General features: G+C 62.9%; 23 protein-coding genes and 2 pseudogenes. 14 read left to right on the top strand and 11 right to left on the bottom strand.

The genetic code is table 11. The features are described from left to right. Positions 1-47 precede the first annotated feature (47 nt). Both QQL85_RS10570 and QQL85_RS10565 read left to right on the top strand, forming a co-directional pair. Positions 48-314 (top strand): annotated as a pseudogene (locus QQL85_RS10570) (LysR substrate-binding domain-containing protein); the annotation flags it as partial. Next, positions 307-666 carry an MmcQ/YjbR family DNA-binding protein gene (locus tag QQL85_RS10565; RefSeq protein WP_284353783.1) on the top strand — a complete coding sequence of 120 codons (360 nt, stop codon included), beginning with the start codon at positions 307-309 and terminating at the stop codon, positions 664-666. The pseudogene QQL85_RS10570 and the gene QQL85_RS10565, both read left to right, overlap by 8 nt. 120 nt (positions 667-786) lie before the next feature. On the opposite strand, the gene QQL85_RS10560 is transcribed toward QQL85_RS10565, so the two are convergent. Next, the gene (locus QQL85_RS10560; RefSeq protein WP_284353784.1) at positions 787-1,200 is read right to left on the bottom strand and encodes a DUF1294 domain-containing protein; all 414 of its coding nucleotides are present in this window, start codon (positions 1,198-1,200) and stop codon (positions 787-789) included. Next, on the bottom strand, positions 1,193-2,023 hold the full coding sequence (locus QQL85_RS10555; protein WP_284353785.1) for an undecaprenyl-diphosphate phosphatase: 831 nt from the start codon (positions 2,021-2,023) through the stop codon (positions 1,193-1,195). The genes QQL85_RS10560 and QQL85_RS10555 overlap by 8 nt, the downstream gene beginning before the upstream one ends. Before the next feature lie 300 nt (positions 2,024-2,323). On the opposite strand from QQL85_RS10555, the pseudogene mcpP reads away from it, so the two are divergent. The 12 genes and pseudogenes from mcpP to QQL85_RS10500 all read left to right on the top strand — a co-directional run. Beyond that, a pseudogene (gene mcpP, locus QQL85_RS26760) lies at positions 2,324-3,085 on the top strand (methyl-accepting chemotaxis protein McpP); the annotation flags it as partial. A gap of 138 nt (positions 3,086-3,223) precedes the next feature. Beyond that, complete coding sequence (locus QQL85_RS26755) at positions 3,224-3,958, top strand: methyl-accepting chemotaxis protein (protein ID WP_434482133.1); 735 nt, start codon at positions 3,224-3,226, stop codon at positions 3,956-3,958. A gap of 251 nt (positions 3,959-4,209) precedes the next feature. Then, on the top strand, positions 4,210-4,776 hold the full coding sequence (gene pnuC / locus QQL85_RS10545; protein WP_284353787.1) for a nicotinamide riboside transporter PnuC: 567 nt from the start codon (positions 4,210-4,212) through the stop codon (positions 4,774-4,776). Beyond that, on the top strand, positions 4,773-5,342 hold the full coding sequence (locus QQL85_RS10540) for an AAA family ATPase (protein ID WP_284353788.1): 570 nt from the start codon (positions 4,773-4,775) through the stop codon (positions 5,340-5,342). The genes pnuC and QQL85_RS10540 overlap by 4 nt, the downstream gene beginning before the upstream one ends. Before the next feature lie 297 nt (positions 5,343-5,639). Then, the gene (locus QQL85_RS10535; RefSeq protein ID WP_284353789.1) at positions 5,640-6,077 is read left to right on the top strand and encodes a hypothetical protein; all 438 of its coding nucleotides are present in this window, start codon (positions 5,640-5,642) and stop codon (positions 6,075-6,077) included. A gap of 1 nt (position 6,078) precedes the next feature. Continuing rightward, complete coding sequence (locus tag QQL85_RS10530; RefSeq protein WP_284353790.1) at positions 6,079-6,657, top strand: adhesin; 579 nt, start codon at positions 6,079-6,081, stop codon at positions 6,655-6,657. A 51-nt stretch (positions 6,658-6,708) separates the two neighbouring features. Then, positions 6,709-8,016, top strand: coding sequence for a heme utilization protein (locus QQL85_RS10525; RefSeq protein WP_105947709.1), 1,308 nt, complete (start codon positions 6,709-6,711; stop codon positions 8,014-8,016). A 63-nt stretch (positions 8,017-8,079) separates the two neighbouring features. Continuing rightward, complete coding sequence (locus QQL85_RS10520) at positions 8,080-8,760, top strand: C39 family peptidase (protein WP_284353791.1); 681 nt, start codon at positions 8,080-8,082, stop codon at positions 8,758-8,760. Positions 8,761-8,805: 45 nt separating this feature from the next. Beyond that, positions 8,806-9,558 carry a hypothetical protein gene (locus QQL85_RS10515; RefSeq protein WP_284353792.1) on the top strand — a complete coding sequence of 251 codons (753 nt, stop codon included), beginning with the start codon at positions 8,806-8,808 and terminating at the stop codon, positions 9,556-9,558. Positions 9,559-9,604: 46 nt separating this feature from the next. After that, complete coding sequence (locus QQL85_RS10510; protein WP_284353793.1) at positions 9,605-10,885, top strand: hypothetical protein; 1,281 nt, start codon at positions 9,605-9,607, stop codon at positions 10,883-10,885. Positions 10,886-11,021: 136 nt separating this feature from the next. Beyond that, positions 11,022-13,223 (top strand): LTA synthase family protein, encoded by a 2,202-nt coding sequence (locus tag QQL85_RS10505; protein ID WP_284353794.1) that lies wholly within the window; start codon positions 11,022-11,024, stop codon positions 13,221-13,223. Between the two features lie 94 nt (positions 13,224-13,317). Next, positions 13,318-14,046: a DUF899 domain-containing protein gene (locus QQL85_RS10500; protein WP_284353795.1), complete on the top strand. Its 729-nt coding sequence runs from the start codon at positions 13,318-13,320 to the stop codon at positions 14,044-14,046. A 49-nt stretch (positions 14,047-14,095) separates the two neighbouring features. Here the strand turns inward: QQL85_RS10500 and ureG are convergent, their stop codons facing one another. The 9 genes from ureG to QQL85_RS10455 all read right to left on the bottom strand — a co-directional run bounded on the left by ureG (position 14,096) and on the right by QQL85_RS10455 (position 20,873). Continuing rightward, positions 14,096-14,740, bottom strand: a complete 645-nt coding sequence (ureG, locus tag QQL85_RS10495; protein WP_284353796.1) for an urease accessory protein UreG — start codon at positions 14,738-14,740, stop codon at positions 14,096-14,098. Positions 14,741-14,751: 11 nt separating this feature from the next. Continuing rightward, on the bottom strand, positions 14,752-15,426 hold the full coding sequence (locus tag QQL85_RS10490; protein WP_284353797.1) for an urease accessory protein UreF: 675 nt from the start codon (positions 15,424-15,426) through the stop codon (positions 14,752-14,754). Continuing rightward, positions 15,426-15,971 (bottom strand): HupE/UreJ family protein, encoded by a 546-nt coding sequence (locus tag QQL85_RS10485; RefSeq protein WP_284353798.1) that lies wholly within the window; start codon positions 15,969-15,971, stop codon positions 15,426-15,428. The genes QQL85_RS10490 and QQL85_RS10485 overlap by 1 nt, the downstream gene beginning before the upstream one ends. Before the next feature lie 18 nt (positions 15,972-15,989). Continuing rightward, entirely contained in the window at positions 15,990-16,487 is a 498-nt protein-coding gene (gene ureE, locus QQL85_RS10480) for an urease accessory protein UreE (protein WP_284353799.1), read from the bottom strand. A gap of 10 nt (positions 16,488-16,497) precedes the next feature. Continuing rightward, positions 16,498-18,201 (bottom strand): urease subunit alpha, encoded by a 1,704-nt coding sequence (gene ureC / locus QQL85_RS10475; RefSeq protein ID WP_284353800.1) that lies wholly within the window; start codon positions 18,199-18,201, stop codon positions 16,498-16,500. Continuing rightward, positions 18,198-18,515: an urease subunit beta gene (locus QQL85_RS10470; protein WP_284353801.1), complete on the bottom strand. Its 318-nt coding sequence runs from the start codon at positions 18,513-18,515 to the stop codon at positions 18,198-18,200. Before QQL85_RS10470 ends, ureC begins: the two co-directional genes overlap by 4 nt. A 19-nt stretch (positions 18,516-18,534) precedes the next feature. Next, on the bottom strand, positions 18,535-18,837 hold the full coding sequence (locus QQL85_RS10465) for an urease subunit gamma (protein ID WP_003253929.1): 303 nt from the start codon (positions 18,835-18,837) through the stop codon (positions 18,535-18,537). A 9-nt stretch (positions 18,838-18,846) separates the two neighbouring features. Further along, a complete protein-coding gene (locus QQL85_RS10460) occupies positions 18,847-19,680 on the bottom strand; it encodes an urease accessory protein UreD (RefSeq protein WP_284353802.1) in 834 nt (277 codons plus the stop codon). Positions 19,681-19,958: 278 nt separating this feature from the next. After that, positions 19,959-20,873: a site-specific integrase gene (locus tag QQL85_RS10455; RefSeq protein WP_284353803.1), complete on the bottom strand. Its 915-nt coding sequence runs from the start codon at positions 20,871-20,873 to the stop codon at positions 19,959-19,961. Between the last annotated feature and the right edge of the window lie 103 nt (positions 20,874-20,976).

Genomic DNA, 20,976 nt, shown 5'->3' with positions numbered 1-20,976 from the left:
GGTTTCTCTAGGAAAACAGGCCACCTCTTTTATTTCGCGCGCGTTGTGCGCTGGAGCCGCGTCTGGCCATCGATGATTTCGTAGTACGTAATGCCGCTGTACGGGCCAGGCTCGGTTTCACGGCGCTGCCCAGCAGGTTCTGCGAAGCGGAACTGGAACGCGGCGAACTGGTGCGCCTGCTGCCGGACTGGTCACTGCCGGGCGGCTATCTGCAGGCAGTGTACCCGCACCGACGCGGCTTGCTGCCGGCGGTGCGGGTGTGGATCGATCACCTGGCCGCGTCATTCGAAGCCTGTGGAGAGCGGTATGTCTGAAAGGAAGATGAGCGAAGCACAGGTGGCGGCGTTTTGCCTGAGCCTGCCGGGTGCGCGGGAAGACTACAAATGGGGTGGCATCCGGGTGTTTTCGGTGGCGGGCAACAAGATGTTCGCCGTGCTCGATCTGGCGGGCGCAGGGCTGTCGTTCAAAGTGGCCGACGAGCTGTTTCTCGGCTACTGCGACCGCCCAGGGGTGCGACCCGCGCCGTATCTGGCGCGGGCAAAATGGATCAGCATGGCGCAGCCCTACCCCATGGGGCGTGATGAGCTGTGTGATGTGCTGCAGCGCTCGCACCAGTTGGTGGTGCGCCGGCTGCCGAAGCGCTTGCAGGTAGGGTTGATGATGTGAACTACCTGTGCCGGCCTCTTCGCGGGTGAACCCGCTCCCACAGGGATATCACTGCCTTTAAGACCAGTGGGGTACCTGTGGGAGCGGGTTTACCCGCGAAGAGGCCGGTACAGGCAATAATCAACTGAAGGGTAGATAACGCCCCTCAAAAAACAGCCAGTCCGCCCAGAACACCTGGTGTACCAGCACAATCCCCCAGAACACCAGCTGGTAAGACAGCTTGCGTGTCTTGTGCCGAAACACCTGCTGCGCCACCAGTGCCCCCGGCCAGCCACCCAACAGCTCACTGGCATGCAGCACTTTCTCGGGCGTACGCCAGGCCTGGGTACGCGCCTGCTGCTTGTCCTGCCAATACAGCAACAGGCTGATCAGGCTCATGGCCGGGTACAGCGCCAGCGGCCACCAGGCCTGATCGTTCCAGGCCATGCGCGCCGCGCTCAGCCCAGGCAACAGACACAACACCCCCAACAGCAGCAGTTTCAGGCGCACATTACGCACACCCTCTGCCCGTTGCCCGCGCAACACCTCAGCCATGAGCTGTCGACCAGTCAACCCAGCCAAACTGCCAGGTCGCCAGAATCAGCAGGCCGAACACAATGCGATACCAGGCAAACGCAGCGTAGCTGTGGTTGGCAATGAACTTGAGCAACGCACGCACGGCGATCATGGCGAAGATGAACGACGTCACGAAGCCAATCGCGAACACCGGCAAATCGCTGGGCTGGAACAGGTCACGGTACTTGTAACCCGAGTACACCGCCGCACCGACCATGGTCGGCATCGCCAGGAAGAACGAGAATTCGGTTGCGGCCTTGCGCGACAGACCAAACAGCAGGCCGCCGATAATGGTCGATCCCGAGCGCGACGTGCCCGGAATCATTGCCAGGCACTGGATGAAACCGATCTTCAGCGCATGGCTCCAGCGCATGTCGTCCACATGGTCCACCTGCACGCGGTGCTCACGACGCTCGGCCCAGAGCATGATGACGCCCCCCACCACCAATGCCGCCGCCACGGTGATCGGGTTGAACAGGTACGCGTGAATCAGGTCGGCGAACAGCACGCCCAGCACGACCGCCGGCATGAACGCCAACAGCAGGTTGCCGGTGAAACGCCGCGCCTTGGGCTGGCTGGTCAGGCCGAACACCACTTCGAAAATTTTGCCACGGAACTCCCACACCACTGCCAGGATCGCCGCCAGCTGAATGATGATGTTGAATGCCATGGCACGTTCACCGCCAAAACCTATCAGGTCGGCGACGATGATCTGGTGCCCGGTACTGGAGATCGGCAGAAACTCTGTCAGCCCTTCGACCACGCCTAAGATGATTGCCTGGAAGGCAGTCCAAAAATCCATCATTCCCCCGGATGGAGCGCTGCTTGCTGCAGGCCCCTTGTTCTTGATTTGCTTGAAATTGCCGCACGCGGCCCGGCTGTTTTACAGCGACTGTTGGGCGCAACGCCAGTAGAAAAGTTCACGCCTGCTAAAGGTTTCATCTTGCGCGGCCGAAATCCTAGCAGAGCGCCTTTGCAATCGCTTTATGCGGCCCGCTGCAGACTATTACAAAGATAGCACTTAGCCATTAGTCGAGTGGGGGCCTGTCGCAAAGCATGCTTGGATGCACCTCAATAAAAAGAACAAGGCGGGAGCTCCTGGATGAACACTCTGAGATCGATGTCGATCAGTCGGCGCCTGTGGCTGATCCTTGTGGTGGCGGTGGCCATGCTGGTGGTGCTGGGCCTGCTGATGCTGCGCCAGATCCACGGTGACCTGTACCAGGCCAAAGCGGAAAAAACCCGCCATGTGGTGCAGACCGCCGCTGGCGTGCTGGCCTATTACCAAGGGCTGGAGGCGGCCGGCACGCTCAGCCGCGAAGCCGCCCAGCAACAGGCACTGCAAGTGGTACGCGCGTTGCGCTATGACCACGACGACTACTTCTGGATCAACGACATGGGGCCGAAGATGATCATGCATCCGGCCAACCCCAAGCTCGACGGCCAAGACCTCTCGGCCATTCGCGATCCCGACGGCTTTGCCGTGTTCAACGAAATGGTCGCATTGGCCCGCCAGCAGGACGCCGGGCCGGTCAACTACCGCTGGCCCAAGCCCGGCGCCAGCGAGCCGGTGGCCAAGACTTCCTATATACAGCTGTTCAAGCCTTGGGGCTGGATCATCGGTTCAGGCGTGTACGTCGATGACGTGCAGGCCGAATTCGCCCGCCAGTTGCGCGACGCCTCGCTGGTGGGTGTCGTCATTGCCCTGCTGATGGCACTGGTGGTCCTGCTGATTGCGCGCAGCATTGCCCGCCCCTTGCAGGAGGCCGTGCAGGCCATGGGCAACATCGCCAGCGGCGAAAGCGACCTGACCCGGCGCCTGGACACCCACGGCCGCGACGAGATCACGCACCTGGGCGAGCACTTCAACCGCTTCAACGGCAAACTGCAGGGCGTGGTCGGCCAGTTGCAGGGGGCGGCCCACGCACTGGCCCAATCCGCCGGGCACGTCGGGGACAATGCAGGGGCCGCACAGCAGCACAGTGCCCAGCAATCGCTGCAGATGGATCAGGTAGCCACGGCCGTGAACGAGGTGACCTACGCCGTGCAGGACGTGGCCAAGACTGCCGAACAGGCTGCCGGCGAAATGCGCGCCGCACAGCAACAGGTAGCCCATGGCCAGGAAGCCATTCATGGCAGCCTGGTACAGATCGATCGGCTGTCGCTGACCATCGACCAGGCCGTACAGGTGATCCGCGACCTGGCTGGGCACAGCACGCGCATCGGCGGGGTACTCGATGTCATCCGCTCGATCGCCGAGCAGACCAACCTGCTGGCACTGAACGCAGCCATCGAGGCGGCACGGGCCGGCGAACAAGGGCGCGGCTTTGCCGTGGTCGCCGACGAGGTGCGCCTGCTGGCCCAGCGCACGGCCCAGTCGACGGCCGAGATCCACACCATGATCGAGCACCTGCAAAGCCAGTCGGACGCTGCGGTCAAGGCCATCGACACCAGCAGCGAAGCCTCGCGCCAAACCGTCGAGCAGGCCCAGGAGGCCGGTGCAAGCCTGGACGCCATCAGCCAGGCGCTGACCAACCTCACGGCGTTGAATGCTTCCATTGCCAGCGCCACTTTGCAGCAGTCGCATGTGGTCGAGGAAATCAATCGGAATGTGCTGGATACTGCCGGGCTGTCCCAGCAGACGGCCGATGCGGCGCGCCAGTCCAGCGATGCCGGGGTGGCACTGGGGCAGCTGAGCGAAGAGCTAGAGCAATTGCTGCGGCAATTCCGGGTTTAACGCCGAACCTTTTTGTGGGAGCGGGCTTGTCCCGCGAACACCGGCGTAGCCGGTGCCATGCACCGCGTGGCCCCTTTCGCGGGACAAGCCCGCTCCCACAGTAGCGACTGTTCCGCGCGCGACAGCGCAGTCCACAAGGCTGGGTGATCTCCCACAGAGCACATATTCATCCCCACCTCCTACGCCCTACACCTTCCCTGGCTGACCCGCTACAATCGCGCCCTTCCCGATAGTCTCCCCAAGGATCGCCGATGTCCGGCCTTGAACTCATCGCCGCCGTCCTCGGCGTCACCGCTGTCTGGCTGACGGTCAAGCAGAATGCCTGGTGCTGGCCGATCGGCCTGGTCATGGTGCTGATCTATGGCTGGCTGTTCTACGAGGTAAAGCTGTACTCGGGCATGCTGCTGCAACTGGCCTACGCCCTCCTGCAACTGTACGGCTGGTGGCAATGGAAACGCCCCGGACGCACTGAAGACGCCCGCCAGGTCTCGCGCCTGCCAGGCCCAGCGTTGTTTACCAGCCTGGCCGCTGGGGTGTGCCTGAGCGTAGTCCTGGGCGCGGCCATGGCCAACTGGACCGATGCCGCCCTGCCCTGGCTCGACGCCACCCTGACCGGTTTCAGCCTGGTGGCGCAACTGTGGATGGCCCAGAAGCGCCTGCAATGCTGGCCGCTGTGGGTGGCAGTAGACATCGTCTATGTAGGCCTGTACCTGCACCAACAGCTGTACTTCACTGCGGGCTTCTTTGCCGTGCTCACCCTGATTGCCGTGCGCGGCTGGCTGGAATGGCGCCGCGACCCGGCGTTGGTGCAGCCATGAGCGCGCAACACGCCATGAAGGTACTGGTGCTGTGCGGCCCCGAATCCAGCGGCAAGAGCTGGCTCAGCGGTGTGATCCAGGCGCATTTCGGCGGTGTGGTGGTGGCCGAGTATGTGCGTCACTTCATCGACCAGGAGTGCCGGGACACCTGCTATGCCGATATCCCTGCCATCGCCCAGGGCCAGCTGGCCTGGGAGGACCAGGCGCGCGAGCAAGCCCCACCACTGCTGATCCTCGACACCCACCTGCTCAGCAACATGCTCTGGAGCCGCGCCTTGTTCGATGACTGCCCGGCCTGGCTGGAACAGGCCTTGCTTGCACGACACTACGACTTGCACCTGCTGCTCAGCCCGCAGGGCGTGGACTGGGTTGCCGATGGCCAGCGCAGCCAGCCCGACCTCAACGACCGCCAACGCTTTTTCGACGACAGCCTTGCCTGGCTACAACGGCATCATCAGGCGCACCAGATACTTGAAGGCAATTGGCCGCAGCGCCAGTTGCTGGCGTTGCAAACCGTTGCTACGCTACTTGATAGCGATGCGCCAGCCTGCCCGACCGAGTGTTAAGCCACTGACACACACCGGTGGGGCAAAGCCCCCGAAATTGCGGGGCTTTCCCCCGCTTCGGGGGCAGTGTCAAATGCATGAAACACCCCTGCAAAAACCCTTCCAATCAAGGCCACAGCTGGCTTGGCCAGCAACGCGCGCGGCTGCCTGTTTCACCCCTGAGACAGAATGCGCCGCGGTTTGTCAGCCTCTCGTCCTAACTGTCTGATCTGAAAACGATTATCAAAAGCGGCACACCATCTGCTCTGTCCTTCGCATCGCTGAACAAGGCCAGCGCTCAAAGAAGGAGTTGCCGTCGTGAGGAAGAGTGACAAACGCCTCTATCACCTGTTGCTGGCGGGTTGTGCATGGGGGGCATTGAGCCTCACGGCCCAGGCAGACCAGGGAATCATCATCATCAAGCGCGACGTGCAGGTGCGCAACGCGACGGTACCGCCCCTGATCCCCGACCCAAGCCCCACCACTGTCAACGCCAACCCTTCCGCCCATGTGCTCAAGCAAACCAACGAACTGAGCGATGGCGACTTCGCCAGCATCAGCAGTGGCGCCGGCATCAGCAACCTGATAACGCAGCAGACCAACCACCTGGGCGGCAACCTGGGCAACCAGAACCCATTGCCCAACCTGGCGGGCGGGCGCGGTACGGGCTCGGGCAACGGTATCTCCAACATGGTGAACTCGAGTGTGCAACGCGGCCTTGCGCCCCTGCAGATTCTGACCGGGGGGAGCAAGTGAGATGAAGCATACGCTGCTGATTCTGACCATCCTGTGCAGTGCACCGGCCTTCGCCCAGTCACTGGTTCCCGTCATCAACAGCGCCGACATCGACAGCTCGGGCAGCCGCTATCAGGGCAACCTCTCCGTCAACCAGGCCGCCGGCGACAAGCAGCAACAGGCCAATGCACGGGCCATCGCCGTCGGGCCCGAAGCGAATGCCAGCACGCAGATCCGGCAACGGCTGAACACACCCGCCGACCCCGCGATGGATGCCCGCTCGACCATTCAGGGCAATGCTTTCAGCAACGGCAGTGGTGCGCTGGGCGTCAACCAGAGTGCCGGCGCCAATACGCAGCAAGCCAACGCCCTGAGCATAACCCTCAGTGCTCAACCGCAAAGCATCGACGACAGCGTCCTCATGCAACAGAACGTGGCGCTGCTCAACAACTCCGGTCCAACTGACACCCCAACAGGCCATCGCCAGGTCACCACCAGTGACCAGGCCTTCACCGGTAGCCGCGGGGTGATCCAGTTGAACCAGAGTGCCGGGGTGGGAAACCGAATGGCCAACACCTTGAGCATCCGGGTCGCGGATTGACCCTTTCAGTTAAGAACGACACTTAACCAACATAGAGTACGGAGAATCACCATGAAACCCTCGATGGCAATCAAGCCTCTGGTGTTCGCAATTGCTGCGGTCATGGCTGTTGCTGTACAAGCTGGGCAAAACGATCGGCGCAATGACCATCACAATGGCCACCATAACAATGGTCACCACACGCCTCCTCCCACCAAGATCCCTGTGTATGCAACAGCCAATGCCTGGGATACCCAAACCAGCACCGATAACCGTATCAGCAACGAAGGCACCATCAACGAAGCCGAGATGAACCAGTCGGGCGAAGGCTCCAGTGGCAACGTCGGTATCAACGTGGCGGCCGGTAACGGCAACCAGCAGGATAACGCCGCAGCCATTGCCAACGCCGGCTCCGAGTCGAGCCTGGACAACAGCTTCGTGTTCGGCATGGCCAGTGCCACTGCCGATGTCGTGCAAAGCAGCGACAACAACCGGGTCGACAACTATTCGACCCAGTCGTCGGCTGTGATGAGCGGCTCGGCCAGCGGGGCTGAGGGCAACATCGGCATCAACATCGCCGGTGGCGACCTCAACCAACAGAAAAACACCATGGCCATCGCCAACACCGGTGCACCTCTGGGTAACGCCACTGCCACGGCTTCTGCCGAACAGGACGGGCCAGGCCTGGTCGTGAACAACAGTGCCGACCGCACTTACCGCGTCGACACGATCACCATCACCACCTCGGCCAGCGGCAGCTCGTCGCGCGACGGCGACTTCAACCTCAGCGTGGACAAGAGCTCGTCTTCGAGCTGGAACGCCAGCGGCTCCAACAGCTGGGATGCCAGCGGCTCGAAGTCGAAGGATGTCAGCGGGTCGCGTAGCAAAGAGTCGAGCTCCAGCTACAACGCCCAGCTTCACGCCACCCTGGATGCAGCGGCAGAAGCCTCGCACAGTGTCACCGTCGACCATGGCCGCCATGACCGCACGCGCAGCGAATCGGCCGACGCCTCGCTCAATGCATCGCTCGACGTGACCATCGACAAGTCGAAAGACAAGTCGTCCAGCTCTTCGTTCCAGAAGTCGTATGACTCCTCGTTCGAAGAAGCCTACAACTCCTCGTTCGAAAAATCGGGCAGCAAGTCGAAGGAATCGTCCAAGGACATCGTGAAGAGCTACAGCGAAAGCAGCTCGTACGACCTGAGCAACACTGTGTCCTTCCAGGTACTGACCCCGACCGGCTGGGCCAACCCTGTGACCAACACTGCAACCCTGAGCGGTTCGGTGAACGGCGGCAGCGGCAACCTGGGCGTGAACGTGGCGGCCGGTGTGGGCAACCAGCAGAGCAACTCGCTGGCCATCTCCAACACCTCGTTCTAAACGCTGCGTTTGAGGCCCCCTTCGGGGGGCCTTTCTTCAACACCCACCGGAAGGCATCCGATCATGCGCATGATTGCCTTGGCGTTTTTGCTGTGCCTGGCCAGCGTGAGCGAAGCTGCACAAATGCCGCTGTCCGTCCTGCCGGGCGGCGCCGTGGTGTTCAAACCTGTCCAGAGCGTACGTGAACGCAAGTTCGCCGACCTGGTGCAACAGAAAACCGACTTCAGCTGCGGCGCCGCCGCGCTGGCCACCATCCTGCGCCAGGCCTACTGGCTGGATGTGGACGAACATCAAATCATCGAAGGCATGCTGGCCCACGCCGACCAGGACCTGGTGCGCACGCAAGGCTTCTCGATGCTCGACATGAAACGCTACGTCGAAAGCCTGGGGATGCGTGCCCGCGGCTACCGGGTAGCGCCCGACACCCTGCACAGCGTGCGCATCCCTGTCGTGGTGCTGATGGACGTGCGCGGCTACAAGCACTTCGTGGTCCTGCAGAAGGTCGACAAAGGCTGGGTGTACATCGGTGATCCGGTGCTGGGCCACAAGCGCTACAAAGTCGACGATTTCCTGAAGGGCTGGAACGGCATCATCTTCGCTGTGATCGGCCAAGGGTACGACAAGAACAACGTCCTGCTCGACCCGCCCCTGCCACTGACCGCCAAGGGCCGGGTGAACAACTTCACCCCAGTGAAGGACACCGAACTGCTGGACTTCGGTTTCATCAAAAGCGACTTCTTCTAACGACTGTTCTAATGACAAGGAGCATGATGCTCCAGGGAGCATTTCATGAAGACTTCATGGTGGCTGGCCATGGCCTGCCTGGCAGCCAGCTTGCCAAGCCACGCCGACGCGTTCAAACCCATCGAGCTCAAGGACCAGGAGCTGGCGAATTTGCGTGGCCGTTATGTGATGCCGGGGCGAATCGTGAGTTTCGGCATTGTCATGAGCAGTACTTGGCAAAATGCCAAGGGTGATGTGATTGGCGCGACCAGCACGATGCAGGTTCAAGCGTCGACCATCAAGCCACAGTTCTATGTCTCGATGATTGACGAGAAAGGTACTGGCACCGCATCCAGCACGGCTCCAGCTGCCGGTACGGGTACCGTCACAGGCGGCGGCGGACTCACCACCACCGAAGGCGTCACCCAGGTGGTACGTGCGGCCGGCGACAACAACACGGCCTACAACAACGTCGACATCAACGTCACCAAGGCCAATCAGGCCCCGGCCGTGCAACAGCAAGGCCAGGTGCTGGCCGCCGGCCAGACACTGGTCGGCGCAAACGGCGCCGGCTCGCTCAGTGTGTCTTCAAGCGGTGTGGGCGTGCAGCTCAACATCAATGCCAGCAACAACCAGGGCAGCAGCGTCCAGCGCCTGGCGCAGGGCGGCCTGATGCAGAACTCGACGCTGCTTGGCAACGGCAACCTGGTCAACAACATCACGTCCCTGAACGTTGTCATGCGTGAGAGCGTGCCAACGGCCGCTTCGCTGAACGGTAGCCTCGACCAGCTCAAAGGTCTTCGCACCTTCGGATACTGATCTACGCTCAGCCTCATCAAAAGTAGTCGGAAGGGACGGCAAATCCATGCACCGATCTTTAACGCTCAAAGCTTTTGTGTGTTTGACTACCTTGGCCCCGGCCACAATGCTCTACGCAGCTGCCGACCCTCAGGTCGAGGCCCTCAAGCAGGAACTGATCGAGCTTAAACGCCGTTACGAAGCCCAGCAGCAAGCGCTGATGGTGCTGGAGCAGCGCGTACGCCAGGTCGAAGAAGCCCCTGCAGCAGCGCAACCCAAACGCCTGGTCAAATCCCCCGCCGAGGGGGTCAAGGGCGCGCAGACGGTCGCATCCGGCGCGCCGGGGACCGCCAGCAGTTCCTACGGCCAGGCGCTGACCGCCGACTCGGAGCCGGCGCAGAGCGTTTCCAACCTGTATGACGAAGCCAGCGGGTTCTTTGGCGGGGGTAAGTTCAGCTTCGAAACGGGTGTCACCTACACCCATTACGATACCCGTGCGCTAACGCTCAATGGCTTCCTGGCGCTGGACTCGATCTTTCTCGGCAGTATCAACCTCGATCGTATCAAGGCTGACAACTGGACCCTGGACATGACTGCGCGCTACAACCTGGCACAGCGCTGGCAGTTCGACATCAACGTCCCAGTGGTGTACCGCGAGTCCACCTACTCCTCCAGCGGTGCCGGAGGCGCAGGGGCCACCGTCTCCGATGCTACCGTCACCCGCGACCCGGAAATCGGCGATATCAACGTCGGGGTGGCCTATAAGTTTCTCGACGAGGACGAAACCTGGCCTGACGCTGTCGCCACCCTGCGGGTCAAGGCACCGACCGGCAAGGACCCCTATGGCATCAAGCTGCGAGAAGTCGAAGGTAACACCAACCTGGCAGCGCCAGAAAGCCTGCCTACCGGCAACGGTGTGTGGTCGATTACCCCTGGCATCTCGCTGGTCAAGACCTTCGATCCGGCCGTGCTGTTCGGCAGCCTTTCGTACACCTACAACATGCAGGACTCGTTCAGCGACATCAGCGCGCAGGTCAACAGCAAGGTGCCAGGTGACGTGAAACTCGGCGATTCCTGGCAGATTGGCGGTGGTATCGCCTTTGCCCTAAACGAAAAAATGAGCATGTCGTTCTCGGTATCTGACCAGTTCGCTCGCAAGAGCAAGATCAAACCGGATGGCGGCGACTGGCAATCGATAACCAACAGCGACTACAACGCCGCCAACTTCAACATCGGCATGACCTTCGCCGCCACCAACAACCTGACCATCGTCCCCAACCTGTCCATTGGTCTGACCGAAGATGCACCCGACTTTTCCTTCAGCCTGAAATTCCCCTACTACTTCTGATACTTGCCCTCGGCCGGTCCCGTGCAAGCGGGCCCGGCTTTTGGTTACCAGCCTTGTAGCGAACCGCTTTCCCTTCCCCGGCCTGTTATCATCCAGCACAGATGCATGACGATTTAATGGCAAAAGGGAAGTTTTTGTGAAGAACCTGTCAGACCACCCACGTACCCGGCTTGCCGCCTTGGCAGCCCTGGTGCTGGTGATCCCACTGGGTACGCGCGCCATGCTGGGTTGGTCCAACCCGCTCGGTTACCTGTCCGACCTCGCCCTCGGCAGCCTGCTGGTCTTGCTGCTGCACCGTCGGCCATGGTGGCTGGCCCTGCCCGTGCTGCTGGCCTGGGCTGCCCTGTGGGTGGCTTCGGCCGAACTCGTGAGCGCAGTGGGCCGGTTGCCCACCAGCGCCGACCTGACGTACCTCGTCGACCCGCAATTCATGGAGAATTCGACCGGTGGCGGCCTTGCCCATGCCTGGCTGCCGCTGACCATGGGCATTGGCCTACTGACGTGGCTGGCCATTGCCTGGCGCAGCCGCGCCCAGCGCAGCAGGCCGCTGCCGCGCAAGGCCTGGGCCATCCCCGTGCTGCTGTTCGCTGGCCACTGGGGCAGCCAACAGCTGGTACCTAGCGACGCCGACCAGTGGCGGCAATACAACCTCACCCACCAGCTGATGTCTGCCGGGGTCGGCACCCTGGAGCGCACGGTCGAGAGCTGGATGGGCCGCACACAAACGTTCACGCCGCTGGCCAGCAGCGGCCTGACTCAATCCGACTTGCATGGCCAGCGCCTGCTGGCCGGCCCAGGCAGCGCGCGCAACCTGCTGGTCATCACGGTGGAAGGTATCCCAGGGGCGTACCTTCGGCCCAACCGCCAGGCCCTGCACAGCCGCTTCGACGAAGACCTGATGCCCAAGGTCAGCCAGTGGGCCGAGCGCGGCATGAACACCCCGGACTATGTGCTGCACACCCACCAGACCATCCGCGGCCTGTACGCGATGCTGTGTGGTGACTACGACAAACTGGCCAATGGCACACCCAAGGGCGTAGAGCTGCTGACCCAGAACGAACGCAACCAGGCCTGCCTGCCGGCGCAGCTACGCCAGGCCGGCTTTACCACGCACTACCTGCAAGGTGCCGGCCTGCGCTTCATGGCCAAGGACCGCATCATGCCGCATATCGGCTTCGATTCTGTGCACGGCCTGGAGTGGTTCCGCAACAAGAACTATCTGGACTTCCCCTGGGGCAAGGATGACCGGGCCTTCTTCGAAGGTGCCTTGGACTACGTCGGCCAGCTGCAGAAGCAGGACAAGCCCTGGATGCTGACGCTGCTCACCGTGGGCACGCACCAGCCGTATTCGGCACCCGCCGAGTACCTGGCGCGCTATGACACGCCAAAACAGGCTGCGGTCGCCTACCTGGACGATGCGCTCGGGGCGTTTCTCGACAACCTGGAACGCCAGGGCGTGCTCAAGGACACGTTGGTGGTGGTGACCTCCGACGAGTCCCACGGCATCGACGGCGTGCGCCTGGCGTCGTCGTGGGGCTTCAACCTCACCCTGGCGCCGGAGCAGGCGCAACTGCCAAACATCAAACGCGGAACGTACGGCCATATCGACCTGGCCACCTCCATACTCGACTACTTTGCACTGCCCATTCCAATAGCGCTTGGGGGGCGCTCGCTGTACCGCGACTACGATACCGGCCGCGAAATGATTTCCTACACCAATGGCATGCTGCGCTACCACGACGGCCAAGGCGTCTTTACCGAGTGTGACTTCCAGCAGCGCTGCCGGCGTTATGCCAGTGAGGGCTTCATTGCCGACCAGGCCCGCTACCTGGGCCCGGGCGACAGCCTGCTCGGCCAGCAAATCGGCGCCCTGGCCGGGGTGCTCGACCAGTCCCTGCTGCAAACCCCGCTTAACCTGCGTTACCAGTTCGGCGGCCCTTCGCCGATCAAGTTGCGCAAGCGCATTCACGATGATTGGGCCGATAACCTGATCGGCGCCCAGTACCTTGAAATGCCGGAGGGCTCGCACACTCGCGTGCGGGTGAAAGTGCGCTCGCTGGACCCCAAGCGTGTCGCCTACATCCAGCTCAAAGCCAAGCAACTGGAGCAAGACGTACCACTGGGCCTACCTGCCGAGGTGAAGGTCACCGCCGACGAGCCACTGGAAATGGAATTCAGCTTCGACAACCCGACCGAGCGCAAAGCGTTCTCCTTCCATTTGCTGGGGTATGGCGGCGGTAAGGTGGAAGTCAGTGACTTCAGTGTGATCACCGCCCTGCCCGGTGAGGATGACACCGCAGATGAACTGACCGAGGGGCACATTGCCCATTCGGGCTGAGCGGATAACCACTCATCGCCCGGCTACCTGTGCCTGTCGAATCGGCAAACGCGTGCTCGACTAGTGTGTGAATCCCCAGTGTGGAGACAGCACCATGAGCACAAGCGAAAGCAGGCACCAGGTGGTTTCGCGTAGCCAATGGCTGGCGGCCCGCCGGCAACTGTGGCTGCACGAAAAGGCCTTTACCCACCAGCGAGACGCGCTGTCCGCAGCCCGCCGCGCCCTACCCTGGGTCAAGGTCGAGCACGACTATCGCTTCCAGGGGCCGGACGGCGAACTGAGCCTGGCTGACCTGTTCGCAGGCCACAGCCAGCTACTGCTTTATCACTTCATGTTCGCCGAAGGCTGGAGTGAAGGCTGCCCCGGCTGTTCGTTCCTGGCGGACCATTTTGATGGCGCCAACCTGCACCTGGCACACCACGACGTGTCGCTGGTGGCGGTATCACGGGCACCGTACGCAGAGTTCCAGGCGTTTCGCCGGCGCATGGGCTGGCAGTTCCCCTGGTACTCGTCACACAGCAGCGGCTTCAACGAGGACTTTGGCGTCAGTGTGGGCAGCGAGGGGGAACGCCAGTACAACTATGAGCCATATGACGGCAGTGAAAGCGAGTTGCCTGGCTTGAGCGCGTTCTACCGCGAAGCGGACGGCAGCGTTTACCACACCTACTCGACCTATGCCCGTGGGCTGGACATTCTGGTCAATACCTACAACTTCCTGGACATTGCGCCATTGGGGCGCAACGAAGGCGGGACCATGGACTGGGTGCGGCACCATGATCAGTATGAAGGGTCCCAGGACAAACTACACTGCTGCCACAAATGACCCAGGAAGCACGCACGGAACTTTGGGGCCGCTTTGCGGCCCCAACTGCTTAACTGACTGGCGTCAGGGCAGGCCCGCGAACACCCAGCATCCCGCGCTCGACGATGAAGTCGATCACCGCCTGCAACCCTTCGCCCTTCTTCAGGTTACTGAACGTCCAGGGCCGCTGCGGCCGCATGCGCTGGGTGTCGCGCTCCATCACGTCCAATGAAGCGCCTACATAAGGCGCCAGGTCGGTCTTGTTGATGACCAGGAAGTCCGACTTGGTGATGCCCGGGCCGCCCTTGCGGGGGATTTTCTCGCCCTCGGCCACGTCGATCACATAAATGGTCAGGTCGGCCAGCTCCGGGCTGAACGTGGCACTGAGATTGTCACCGCCGCTTTCAACGAAGATCACCTCCAGGTTGCCAAACTTGCGCGCCAGCGCCTCAACGGCAGCCAGGTTCATCGAGGCGTCTTCACGAATGGCCGTGTGCGGGCAACCGCCGGTTTCCACGCCCACAATACGCTCCGGCTCCAGTGCGCCGGCCTCGGTGAGGATGCGCTGGTCTTCCTTGGTGTAGATGTCGTTGGTAACCACGGCGATCTGGTAGTGGTCGCGCATGGCCTTGCACAGTGCTTCCAGCAGTGCGGTCTTGCCGGAACCGACCGGGCCGCCGACACCGACGCGCAGGGGTTGTTGATAGCTTTGCATGAAGGCAGTCCTCAGGAACGGAACAAACGGGTGTATTGGGTTTCATGACGCGATGAGGCAATGGCCAGCAAGGGCAGGCCCCCACCGAGCTGGTCATCGCTCAGGGCCAGTGCCTGGTCAAGGGCAGCGGGCAGTTCGGCGCCCAGGTCGCGCAACAAGGTCTGGGCAGCCTGCTGGCCGAACGGCACCAGCTTGACCCCGGCCATGACCGCACCCTCCAGCCAGGCAAAGCCATGGCCCAGGGCCAGTTGGCGCAGCGGGATGGCCCACTGCGCTGCCAGCCAGGCCATACCGCCCAACTGGGTCAATTCAAGGCTGGCGCGCCAGGCCGGTGACTGGCCCAGTTGCCAGCCGTCGAGCAGCCGCGCCAACGCCGCACCACGCTGCTGTTCTTCCAGGCGCAGCTCAGCGGTTTCGCGGTTGGCCAGCAAGAAGCGGCTCCAATGGCCGAACGCCTCAGCGTCCTCAGCCTGACAAGCGTGATACAGGCGCGCCAGCACCGGCCAGTCGAGGCAAGCCAAGGTGTCTTCGACCTGCTCGCGCTGCCAGGCAGCGAAGCCGTCCACGCCCTTCACCCAGCCCGCCTCGACCGCCCACTCCAGGCCTTGCGAGTATGTGAAGCCGCCCACCGGCAAGCCAGGGCTGGCCAGCTGCAGCAGGCGCAGCAACGCCAGGTCGCTGTTCATCAACCGGCCAGCACCAGCGCGGCGCCCGCTAGCAGGCCACCGCCAAAGGCCTTCTGCAGGCCACTGTGGCGGCGCAGCAGGCAACCCACCGCAAAACCTGCCGCCAACAGCAGGCCACTGACCGTGACGAAGCCAGCACTGAACTGCCAGAACGCGCTTGGCGTGGCTTCCACGCCATGGGCCCAGCCGTGGAACAGGGCGAACACCGGCATGGCCATGGCCAGCAGCAACTGCCGGCTTGGCAGCAGCAACGCCCCGGCAGCCACCAGCAGCGACACGGCAATCAGGGTTTCCATACCCAGCATGTCACCAAACAGGTGGCCACATACCGCCCCGCCAAACATCGCCGCCAAGGTTGCCAGGGGCAGCGTCAGGTTGCGCCGGGTCAGTGCGGCAAGCACGCCGGTACCCAGCAGCATCAGCAGGTGGTCAAGCCCGGTCAGCGGGTGCAGCAGACCATCCTGCAGCGGGTTACTGTCGTGGCCAGGGTGAGCGAAAGCTGGCAGCGCCAGCATCAGTAGAAACAGGGCGAACGTCTTTTTCATGGGTTGCTCCAGGGCAGTTCAGGAATGGGCAGGCAGGCGTACGAACGGGTGATCGTTGCCGTGGGCATGGCTGTGGCCATGTGGCGCACTCTGGTAGGCGCCCGCTTCGGGCTCGAACGGTGCCTGTTCGGCCTCTACCGTCAGGCCCAGGCCACGCAACATGTCGTCCAGTACATGGTCGTGCTGGAAACGCAACAGGCCAGGCTCGATCTGCAGCGGCACATGGCGGTTACCCAGGTGATAGGCCGCACGAGCCAACAGATGTGGATCGGCACAGCGCACCGTAGACACCCTTTCGGGCGCCGCCAGCACGCGAATCAACTGGCCGCCATCGGCATCGGCAAGCAACTCTCCCCCGCGTAGCAGGTGGCCGCGTTCGAGCATCAAGCCGGCTTCGCGGCCATCGTCCAGGGTCACGCGCAGGCGGCTCTTGATGCGGCTGTCCACATCCAGGGTGACAGTGCCGGTTTCGGTGAGCGTGCCGGGCTCGATGATGCGGCGGGTCAAGACAATCATCGGTGCTCCTTCAAAACAGGAAATAACGCTGGGCCAGCGGCAGTTCGCTGGCCGGCTCGCAGACCAGCAGCTCGCCATCGGCACGCACCTGGTAGGTTTGCGCATCGACCTCGATCAGCGGCTGCAAGGTGTTGTGGACCATGTCCGGCTTACGCACCCGGCGGCAGCCGTTGACCACACCTATCAGGCTGCGCAGGTTCAGCTCTTCAGCCAGGCCGCGGTCCATGGCCGCCTGGGGCAGGAAGGTCATGCGCGTGGCATGCCGTGCTGCGCCGAGGGCGCCGAACATGGGCCGGTAGTGCACCGGCTGCGGTGTGGGGATAGAGCCGTTGATGTCGCCCATGGGCGCGGTGACGATCATCCCGCCCTTGATCACCAGCGCCGGCTTGACCGCGAAGAACGCTGGCGACCACAACACCAGATCGGCCAGCTTGCCCGCCTCTACCGAACCCACTTCGTGACCGATGCCATGGGTGAGTGCCGGGTTGATGGTGTACTTGGCGATGTAGCGCTTGACCCGGAAGTTATCGCTGTAGGCCGTGTCGGGTGCCAAAGGCCCGCGGCGCAGCTTCATCTGGTGAGCGACCTGCCAGGTGCGCAGTACCACTTCCCCGACCCGGCCCATGGCCTGGGAGTCGGACGACGTCATGGCAAAAGCGCCCATGTCGTGGAGGATGTCCTCGGCAGCGATGGTTTCGCGGCGGATACGTGATTCCGCAAAGGCCACGTCCTCGGCAATGCTTGGGTCCAGGTGGTGGCAGACCATGAGCATGTCCAGGTGCTCGTCCACGGTGTTGACCGTGTATGGCAGGGTCGGGTTGGTCGAGGAAGGCAACACGTTGGCCTGCCCTGCCGCACGAATGATGTCCGGCGCATGGCCACCGCCGGCACCTTCGGTGTGGAAGGTATGGATGGTGCGGTCGCCGATGGCCGCCAAGGTGTCTTCGATGCAACCGGACTCGTTGAGCGTGTCGGTGTGGATCGCCACCTGGATGTCCATTTCCTCGGCCACACCCAGGCAACAGTCGATCGCGGCCGGCGTAGACCCCCAGTCTTCATGCAGTTTGAGGCCGACAGCACCCGCGGCGATCTGCTCACGCAGCGCTTCAGGCCGGGAGGCATTGCCCTTGCCCAGCAAACCGATGTTGATCGGCAGGCTGTCGGCGGCCTGCAGCATGCGCGCCAAGTACCAAGGGCCGGGCGTGCAGGTGGTGGCATTGGTGCCGGTGGCCGGCCCGGTGCCGCCGCCGATGAAGGTGGTGACGCCACTGTTCAACGCCTCATCTACCTGCTGCGGGCAGATGAAATGGATATGCGAGTCCACACCGCCAGCGGTGACGATCTTGCCTTCGGCCGCGATCACTTCGGTACCTGGCCCGACCGGTACATTCACGCCCGGCTGTACATCAGGGTTACCGGCCTTGCCGATCACCGCGATGCGCCCGTGCTTGATGCCGATATCGGCCTTGACGATGCCCCAGTGGTCGATGATCAGGGCGTTGGTCAGCACCAGATCCATGGCTTCGGCAGCCAGCATCTGGCCCTGCCCCATGCCGTCGCGGATCACCTTGCCGCCGCCGAACTTCACTTCTTCGCCATAGACCGTGAAGTCCTTCTCTACCTCAACCCACAGCGCCGTGTCAGCCAGGCGCACGCGGTCGCCCACCGTGGGGCCGAACATGTCGGCATAGGCCTGGCGCGAAATACGGCTCATGCCCTGCCCTCCAGCGGGCCCATCACCTTGCCCTGGAAGCCATAGACTTCACGCTTGCCGGCGTAGGCCACCAAGTGCACGGTGCGCGCCTGGCCCGGCTCGAAACGCACGGCCGTGCCGGCCGGAATGTCCAGACGAAAGCCCAAGGTTGGCGCACGGTCGAACACCAGCGCATCGTTGACTTCGTAGAAGTGGTAGTGCGAGCCGACCTGCACCGGTCGGTCGCCGTGGTTGGCTACGCTGACGCTGACGGTTTCCCGGCCACTGTTCAGTTCGATGTCGCCATCAGCGACCTGGATTTCACCTGGGATCATGCGGGGCTCCTGGGCAGGATCAGACGATGGGGTCATGTACGGTCACCAGCTTGGTGCCATCCGGGAAGGTCGCTTCGACTTGCACGTCGTGGAGCATTTCGGCAATGCCGGGCATCACCTGCTCGCGGGTCAGCACCTCGCGCCCCAGGCTCATCAACTCGGCCACCGTGCGGCCATCGCGCGCGCCTTCGAGCACAGCGGCACTGATCAGCGCCACTGCTTCCGGGTAGTTCAGCTTCAGGCCACGGGCCAGGCGCCGTTCCGCCAGCAAGGCAGCGGTGAACAGCAGCAATTTGTCTTTCTCTCTCGGGGTCAGCTCCATGGCGCTCTCTCAGGTGGCCCAAATGCGTGGTGGGCACGCTGGCAGGCCAAGGACGGCCGGGCGCAGCACATGCCACAGGCGTTGCAGGGTGCGTTGCAGGTGTTGGTTGTCGTGGTCGAGCGCACGGATGACCAGCAACGACCCCAGCAGGGTCGCGCCGGCCGGGTTGGCCAGTTCATCCAGCAGCAGCCGAACCTGCTCCAGCACGGTCTGGTCGGCCGGTGCCGCACAGAACGTGGCGAGCAGCGGGTGGCCGCCGAGCTTGTCCAGGCGCCCGCCTTCGACACGCAGGCGTTCATGCAGGCCGACTTCGTCGGGCAGTTCAATGTGCAGACGGCTGTCCAGCGCGCCCTGCTCGAAACGCTCGTTCATGACCGGGCGCCCGAGGCACAAGGTTTCCCAGGCCAGCAACCGTGCCCCGGGTTCGAGGCTGAAACGGCTGTCGAGGCTGGCGCGGGCGCCGGAGAAGAAGATGCTGTCTTGCGGCAGCCACTCCAGGGTGCTGCCAGCAGCCAGCCGAAAACGCTGGGTCAGCCGTGCGGTGGGGCCGATGCTGCGGTAGAACTTGCTGGCACCGGGCATGGTCAGCAGCGCGTGGCTGCCGGGCTCCAGGTGGATGTCGAGTTCCAGCCGGTCGCCGGCGACGATGCCCCCCGGCGGGTGCAACACATAGACATGGCACGGCGCACCTTCAGGATAAAAAGGCCGCTGCACCAAAAGAGGTCCGAAATGCCGCCGCGCACCAAGGCGGGTCACGTCGTCGCGCCTGACAAAGCGCAACTGCAGGTGGGCGCTCCAGCCTGCATCGTCTTGTTGTTGTTCGATCTGCTCCGCGAGCGACATCCTGCGGCCCCTGAAATCCGTGGCCTGCTGGCCGTTTAGAGGGTCCGGCGCGGGCGGCTGCTAGCGCGCACGGCCTGACCACTCGATCAAATTCGCAGGCTGGATATAGCAGTTTGCGGGCCAACTCCGCAGGTGAAGGCAGATGAAACTTTTGCCGTAGCCGCTCTGGCATCGGGCACACAGGGGGATAGCGCACAAAGCGGGGGCGCGCTTTGGCCCTGTTTCGGTGCCAGCAGAAGTGCGATTGGGGCTGCAAAATGGCCCCAAAGCATCAAGACTCAGTAATCGAAGCGGTCCACCGCGCGGCGGCGTTCGTTGTCATCGCGCCGGTCATAGATGGCCGTGGTCTGGATGTTGGCATGGTGTGCCAGCTTCTGCGCAATCGACAGGTCGTGCTCTTCGATCACCCGGGTGATGAATGCCCGACGGAAGTCGTGCGGCATGATCTTCACCCCCACCTGCGCGCCGCGCTGGCGGGCGATGTAGTAAATCGCATGTTTGGTAATGCGCGCCCGGGTAATGTGGCTGCCGCGGCGGATGCGGTTGAACAGGAACGGGTCATCTTCCGCCCCGGCAGGCAGGTCCTGGCGGCGCAGGTCGAGCCACGCCTGCAACTTCTCGAATGCCCACGGCGGGGCGTACTTGACCAGCTGGTGGTTGCCCTTGCCCACCACCTGTAGGCTGCGCGCGTCGAAGTCGACCTGGTTCAGGTCGATGTCGACCGACTCCGACTTGCGCATGCCGGTGCCGTATAGCAAGGCTATGATCGCCGCATCGCGTACGCCCTGCGGTCGTGGGTCGGCCGCACACACATCCATCAGCTCGCGAATCAGGCTGCGCCGCAGGTTGCGCCCGGGTGGCAGGCGGGTGCCAGTGGCTGGCTTGACCTCGCGAATGCGTAACAGCTGCTCATGATCGATCAAGCCCTGGCGCCAGGCCTCGTTCATCACCCCGCGAATCGCATTGACGTACAGCGACGAGCTGTTGGGCGCGTATCCGTCGGCACGCAGGGCAGCCACCAGCGCGATCACATGGCCGGGCTCGAGCCGATGCCAGGGCACATCGACTATGTTGCAGTCGACAAAGCCCAGCCGATCGGCGGCGTCCTGAAGGATGTAGCGCATGGTTTGCTGGCTGGATGAGGCCAGACGGGCCATGTACTGCAGCAGCGGATTTTTGGAGAGATCGGACAAAACGTGAACCCTGTAGCGAAGCGGCGGCCGGCAGAGAACCGGGCAAACCCTGAAGCAAGTCAAAACGACATACAAACAAGTCCAAATGACCGCACAACGCGTA

Origin of the sequence: Pseudomonas putida (genome assembly GCF_030159595.1) — a bacterium.
GTDB classification, from domain to species: domain Bacteria; phylum Pseudomonadota; class Gammaproteobacteria; order Pseudomonadales; family Pseudomonadaceae; genus Aquipseudomonas; species Aquipseudomonas putida_AC.
Note: the sequence above shows the minus strand (reverse complement) of the source record. Positions and strands in the feature narration are given on the sequence as shown.